Origin of the sequence: Bacillus swezeyi (genome assembly GCF_001969815.1) — a bacterium.
GTDB lineage: Bacteria > Bacillota > Bacilli > Bacillales > Bacillaceae > Bacillus > Bacillus swezeyi.
The window spans coordinates 1-7,208 of the sequence record NZ_MRBK01000077.1; the positions used below are offsets into that span (position 1 = coordinate 1).

Below are 7,208 nucleotides of genomic sequence, written 5' to 3' on the forward strand. Positions count from 1 at the left end.
AATATGATCTCCTTTTTTGAAGACATATTCATTTTCGCCGGATATAATGCAGCCTTCTCCTTCGATGACACTGACAAGAAGGAATGGTTTTTCCTGTTTTAAACTGGCTGCTCCTTTTACATCCCACTTTTTTACTGAAAAATAAGGGCATTCAATCAATAAGGCTGCTTGGAGATCATCTGTTTGTTCATATCGAACAGTTTGCTGATTTGGCGCAGACGGAACGTCCATCACCTCAATGCTTTTTTTCAAATGGAGTTCGCGCAGGTTTCCTGCTGCATCTTTTCTGTCATAATCGTATAATCTGTAGGTAGTATCGGAATTCTGCTGCGTTTCTAAAATCTGAATGCCTTTTCCGATCGCATGAACGGTGCCGCTTGGCACATAGAAGAAATCCCCCGGCTTCACTTTCACGCGGCGCAATAGCTTGTCCCATTCTCCAAGCTCTATCATCGATATCAGTTCTTCCTTTGTTTTTGCGTGATGGCCGTAAATGATCTCCGCATCTTCTTTGCAATCAATGATATACCAGCATTCCGTTTTTCCAAGTTCTCCGTTTTCGTGTGTCTTTGCATACTCATCATTTGGATGGACTTGAACGGATAAGTCTTGATCTGCGTCTAACATTTTTGTGAGAAGAGGGAAACGGTCTCCCTCCATATGTCCAAATAAATGCCGGTGCTTGTCCCATAATTCACCGAGAGAAAGACCATTATACATGCCGTTTTGAACAACGCTTTGTCCATTTTGATGTGCGGCAAAAGCCCAGCACTCTCCCGTTTGTTCTGACGGAATATCATAGCCGAAAGCGGCTAAAGCCGTGCCGCCCCATATTCTTTCTTTGAAAACAGGCTTGAAAAATAATGGTTCAGTCGTCACGAAAATCCCCCGCTTTATATGATTTCATCGAGGAGCTTGTATGCTTCCTCTTTTGTCTGCACTGAGAGCAGTCTTTCCCTATAGCTGTCATCCATCAGTTTTCGGGACAGCATTTGTAAAAGCTTCAGATGCTGATTCCCTTCGCTTTCTTTCGGTACGGCGATCATAAAGATTAATTTCGCCTTTGATCCGTCAAGGCTGTTCCAGTCAACTCCTGCTCGTTTAATACCGAAGGCCACGCTCGGTTTCTTAACAGCAGCCGACTTTCCGTGCGGAATCGCGATATTCATGCCAATCGCCGTTGTCCCCTCTTGTTCGCGATTCATAATCGCTTGTTTAAATTCGCTTTCCGAATGCAATACATCTGTGCGGGACAATTTTTGAATCAATTCATCGATAATGTCATCCCGGGTTTCTCCTGTTAATGTTGGTTCGATCAGCTCTGTATCAATGATGTCTGTCAGCTTTTTGATGTCCGGAATTTCAGCCGGCTGGCTTTCCGTTCGAAGTTCCGGCTGCGGCCTGTCTTCCTTCACTGCTGCGACTTCATTCGGTTTAGCGTCTCTTCCGCTGATATCTTTTTTGAGCACGTTGACTAAAAACGCAGTGACGAGAGATCCGGCAATAACCGCAATAAAAAACATCAATACATGATCAACTGCTCCAAGTACCGCGACAATTGGCCCGCCGTGCGCCACTCTGTCTCCGACGTTTGCAATCATGGCGATCACAGATCCTGTCATAGACCCTGCCATAATGCTCGGGATCACGCGCAGCGGATCTTGCGCTGCAAATGGGATGGCCCCTTCAGTGATGCCGAATAATCCCATCGTAAATGACGCCTTACCCATTTCTCTTTCTGCCGCTTGGAATTTTCTTTTACCTAAAAACGTAGCAATCCCCAGGCCGATTGGCGGAATACAAATCGCTACGGCAATCGGACCCATGATTTCATAGTTTCCTTCTCCGATCATAGCCGAGCCAAACAGGAATGCTACCTTGTTTACGGGACCGCCCATATCAAATGAAATCATGGCGCCTAAAATCAATGCCAGAAGGATGGAACTCGACCCTTTCATACCTGCCAGCCAAACAGTTAAAGATTCAAAAACCTGAGCTACAGGCGCACCGATCAAAAATACGAATGCCAAACCTACAATAAGTGACGCAAACACCGGAATCACAATGATCGGCATTATCGGCTGAATCGCTTTTGGTACTTTTAATTTTTTGATGGCCAGCGCCGCATATCCGGCTAAAAAGCCTGCGATAATCCCGCCGAGGAAACCTGCACCGCTCACACTGCCGTAAAAGCTTCCAGTCGCCGCAATATAGCCGCCGATCATACCTGGAACAAGCCCCGGTTTATCAGCGATGCTGTAGGCGATATATCCGGCTAAAATCGGTATCATGAATGAGAATGAAGCGCTGCCGATCTGCTCAATCGTTTTCCAGAACGAATCATCCGGAATGACCAGGCCTTTCGGTGTTTTTTCGCCGCCAAGCGTCAAGGCAACCGCTATCAACAGCCCTCCGACGACAATGAATGGAACCATAAAAGAGACACCGTTCATTAAATGACGATAAATCGGATTTTGTTTTTTCTCCTGTTGATTGCCGGCTTCCGCTTTTGAAGCTGAATGATAAACCGGTATATCACCATCAGCCGCTTTTTGAATCAATTCTTCCGGTTTGCGTATGCCTTCCTGCACCCCGACAGACAGAAGCTTTTTTCCTATAAAACGGTCTTTGTTTACCGACCGGTCTGCAGCAATAATAATCGCGTCTGCTTCGCGAATCTCCTGTTCGGTCAACTCATTTTCTACTCCGATGCCGCCCTGGGTTTCAACTTTCATTTGAACCCCTAATTTTTCGGCCGCTTTTTGCAGATTTTCTGCCGCCATATACGTATGGGCAATTCCGTTCGGACATGATGTAATCGCTAACAGTTTCATGCGAATCCCCCTTCAAAGTAAAGTATTTAGTAGGCCTTGTCACTACTGTATATCAAAATCATGCAAATAAAAGCGCTGTTTTTTACCGTTAATTCCGGAAAAATCGGCTTTTTTCTCTAAAATAAAAAAAGGACCTTGATGGCCCGCGTTTAATAATCCAAATAAGATAAGAATTTCATGACATTTGTTTCTTTCGTCAGCTTTTGGATGAAAGCCGGCTGCTCACTAAGATAGGACAGCTCGTGAAACAACTGCCTTGTCATGTTTTGATCCTCATGTTTGACAGCCAGCATNNTTTTTCGCGCATCACGGCATGAGCGCCATAATCTTTTTCTACATATCCTTTTTCATATAAAGTCGTTGCTAAATGCTCAATTAATTTATAGCGGTGTTCTGACTCCTGCTGCAGAAAAACTAAAAACGGAGTCGTATCGTTTAGCATTGTAAATGTTTTTTGTCTTTTGCTGGACGATTCATCAAGCTGATCCATAAAAACGCCCAGCCTTTTCTCATCAGCGGACTCTAACAGCGGTGATACAACAATGTGAGGAACCTTTACATCTTCAAGGGATACTGTAGAGATGACAAGCTCTACATCTTCATGCTTTGCTGAATAATCCGCCAAATCGGCTTTTGCAATACAGTCCATCACAGCGATTTGAGGAAATTTTCGTTCAATCTTTGTCCGCAATAATTGAGACATTCCAATGCCCATGTGACATACAATAATGGCCTTTTTATGCATCTGGCTGCCGCGGTTTGAACGTTCGATCGCCGCTTGAAAATGCAATGTCAGATATGCGGCTTCTTCCTCTGGAATAGAAAGAGCAAACGTTTGGTTCATGTCTTCAAGCACATCAATGATGATATGAAACAGATATGGATACATTTTTTTTATGTCATGAAGCATCGGATTGGATACAGAAAGATCATAGCTCAGCCTGTTTAGCACTGTATTGAGATGAATGTTCAACCCGTTGATCAAAACTTGATCCTTGCTGAAATCCAGCGCTTTCCGTTCAGATACGCGATCGATTAAATGACGAACGACCTTAGGAAGCAAGGGATTTTCCAGGCCGCTGTTCCCTTTTTCCCCCAATGGATAACGGACTTTCCCGCCTAAAATGTGCAATGTCAAATAGACGGCTTCTTCTTTAGGAAAGCGGACAGAAAAAACCGCTTCCAGTTTTTTTAAAAAAGCAAATGTCCATTGATATTCTTTCTTCTCTTCTACAATGGCGATTTCTCTTTGGGAAATGGAAATCGGCTGTTTCATTTTAATTCGGCGGATCATCAACAGTGTATGCATGAGTAAATTTTCGAACGTTTCATCTGTAAAATATAAAGAGTGGCGCTGCTGTAATGATTTGAATTCCTTCTTTACAAAATCTATTTCATGACTTAAAAACTTGCTTTTGATAAATTGACTTGTAAATTCCGGATTATCTATCAAATCTGATATTCGGGCCAATGCTTTTCTTTTATTTTTTTCATTTCCTTCAATCTTTAAACCGAGACGCTGCTTTGAAACCAATGTGAGATCAAAACGCTTCAGCCATTCTTCTATTTTATTTAAATCCCTTTTGATCGCGGACTTATTTAAAAAATGCTGAGCGGCAATGTCTTTAGCGGAAACTGGCTCTGCGTTCATTAATAAGCGATAAGCGATTTGCAGCATTCTTTCCTCATCGGTTTGATGTGCTGCACCATTGTCTTCAATGTATAATTGATGACTTAACCGGACCCTTTCATGCTCTTCTATGTTTAAATAAACGCCTAACCCTGGTTTGCGAATGAGTTGAGCATGAGAATGTTCATTTAAATAGTCTTCAATCGTTTTAAGGTCATTTCGGATCGTTTTTTCAGAACACTTCACCTTGTCTGCGAAATCTTGCACGATTAAATAGTTATCAGGTTCAGATAACAACAGATTCAAAATGTCTTTTTGCCTCGTATTCATGTATTTCATCTGTTTTTTCTATCCTTCCTGTAAGTTTCAGCTTTTGTTGAAATGATAGTATAAGTATACTATAAACGAAACCGTTTACATTATACAGCGAAATAAAAGAGGCAAAAGTTTGATTTTTTACCGAAACTTCCGGAAAAAATGTTTTTATCAGTTGAAGAAGACAAAAAAAGAAACGTCTGTTTGACGGTTCTTTTTCTGTTTGATCTATTTAATAATGAGGATGATCGCACAAGCATCAGTGTGTTGAAAGAGCGGCAGTGTAAAGATAAAGCATAAAAAACTGTCCCGTATCCAATGACGACACCAAGGCTTGGCAATAATGTTTTAAATCCATCTGCGGCTTTCAGCATTGAACTGTTAAAACATTTCACCTGTAATGGCAAGTGATATAAGCATTTATATTTACTGCTCTCTTTTAGTCATATTGATCAGCTTCTGGAACACTTCTTTTTACATTCCCTCTCTTATCGGCGCTTTATTTAACATTTGAGAGTCATAGAGGCCATCTGCATCTATTGCTAGGCGGATGATGGTGACGGTTATAGGAATCCTTCCAATTTGGTCCAGGGTGGATTGATAGCTTGTATCCTCGTTAATCGGGAAGACGCTAAAACGCCTACACGCATGATGTTCAAAGTCCAATCTGGGGGCTTCAATAAGGGCGTGCTTCCATTTTTTTCAGCTGGACCGATCTCTCCCGATTTCGTTAAATGTCAGGGGTGTTTCTCCGGAAATCTATTGTGCCAGCCCCTTTATCAGAGATTCTTGAAGTGATACAGCTGCAGCAATCCCTTTTGCTAATGCCGATCTTTTGAGCAGCCTAAAGCATTAAAATCGTGATTTGCGTCGCTGTATTTAAAGCCGGGGTTTTTCATTAGATTTTGATTCCATTTCAATCACCCTTTAGCCGGTTGAGTGATTTTACTTATACCGTCTGAACGGTTTATATATGAAAAAAAAGGATCAGATGGAGCCATCCTCAAGATTAAAACTCTCTCTTTTTATAGAAGCTGAGAGAAATACCATATGAACAAATGATGATGATGAGCAGTCCAGCGATCAATAGTATAAAGCTGCCCATGTTTGACATTTTGCCGAGAAATGCGATTAATTTCTGGTTGAGAGCAACATTTTCATCCTGGTCCAAAAATTTAAAAACTGCCGATCCTCCAAATATAAAGGTGAAAAAAATAATGAGATTCGCCATTTTGGATTTCAAATAGCCATACTTAAAAATCAACGGAAATGAGACGGAACTAAATAAAGTGACAGCTACGACAGCACCCATGGCTCCTGCAAATGTTAATGGAAAATCAAGCGGCAGGTGCAGGGAATTTCCGATCATATTAATCAAAAAGTAGACAAGAATGGCATAAGCCGTATACACATAGATTGATACATATTTTGACAAAACAATGATATTTCTTTTTATGGGGAGGCTGATTAAGATTTTATCACTGTTGTTTTTATCTTCCAACGAGCTTGCGCCTAATGCCAGTTGATAAGTGACGGCCAAAACGGCGACCGTATAACCGACAAGTTCTAGCTGAGAGAAGGTGAAAGTAAAAAAAATCATCAATAACAGCGATAATTTTATTGCTCTCTTCTGCATCAAAATATCCTTTTTAATAAGATGATACACGATGATCACTCCTGTTGGTTGAAAATACCATAATATCTTCCAAAGTAGGTTTTTCTATCATGACGGAATCCCCGAATTGCTGAACGACTTCTTGCTTATGTCTGGACAGCGCTTCAAAACCAAAGCTGTTTTTCTTAAGGCCGATCAAGATGTCTTCATACCCTCGATGCAGCGTGTCATTGTTTCCTTTGACAATGCAGTACTCCTCTAAAAGTTCATCCTTTGTCTTGCTTAAAACGACTCGTCCGTTATCGAGTAAAGTAATAAAATCGGCGACTTTCTCTAAGTCGGATGTAATATGAGTCGAAAAGAAAATCGATTTGTTTTCGTCCTGCAAAAGGGTTTGCAATACATCCAGCAGTTCCGACCTGACGAGAGGGTCCAAACCGGAGGTCGGTTCATCCATGATCAGAAGCTCGGCATGATGGGAAAGGGCGATCGCCAGCGAGAACTTCATTTTCATCCCTTTTGACAAGTGTTTGATCTGTTTTTTCAAAGGTAGCTGAAAATCTTTTGCATACCGCTGAAAAACGGCTTCATCCCACTTGTTGTAAAATGGGCTGATGATGTCCTTCATTTCGCTGAGCGTCAGCTCTTCATAAAAATGGTTTTCATCATAGACGAAGCCGATTCTCTGCTTAATGTCAATGTTGTGTTTTTCGTTATCCATGCCGAAAATGCTGATTTCACCTTCATCTTTTTTGATCAAGTTCATGATCAGCTTGATTGTCGTGCTTTTCCCGGCTCCGTTCGGACCGATAAA

Annotated in this window: 4 protein-coding genes and 1 pseudogene; all 5 read right to left on the reverse strand. The window is 41.7% G+C overall.

What is annotated here, in order from left to right; translation table 11 throughout:
• Positions 1-879 (reverse strand): mannose-6-phosphate isomerase, class I (gene manA / locus BTA30_RS22265; protein ID WP_076764251.1); only part of this gene is annotated, 879 nt, incomplete at its 3' end.
• A 14-nt stretch (positions 880-893) separates the two neighbouring features.
• Positions 894-2,834, reverse strand: a complete 1,941-nt coding sequence (locus BTA30_RS22270) for a PTS fructose transporter subunit IIABC (RefSeq protein ID WP_076764253.1) — start codon at positions 2,832-2,834, stop codon at positions 894-896.
• Between the two features lie 149 nt (positions 2,835-2,983).
• Positions 2,984-4,803: pseudogene (gene manR / locus BTA30_RS22275) on the reverse strand (mannose transport/utilization transcriptional regulator ManR).
• A 985-nt stretch (positions 4,804-5,788) separates the two neighbouring features.
• A complete protein-coding gene (locus BTA30_RS22285; RefSeq protein WP_076764258.1) occupies positions 5,789-6,445 on the reverse strand; it encodes an ABC-2 transporter permease in 657 nt (218 codons plus the stop codon).
• A partial coding sequence (locus BTA30_RS22290; RefSeq protein ID WP_076764261.1) for an ABC transporter ATP-binding protein occupies positions 6,429-7,208 on the reverse strand: 780 nt, incomplete at its 5' end. The genes BTA30_RS22290 and BTA30_RS22285, both read right to left, overlap by 17 nt.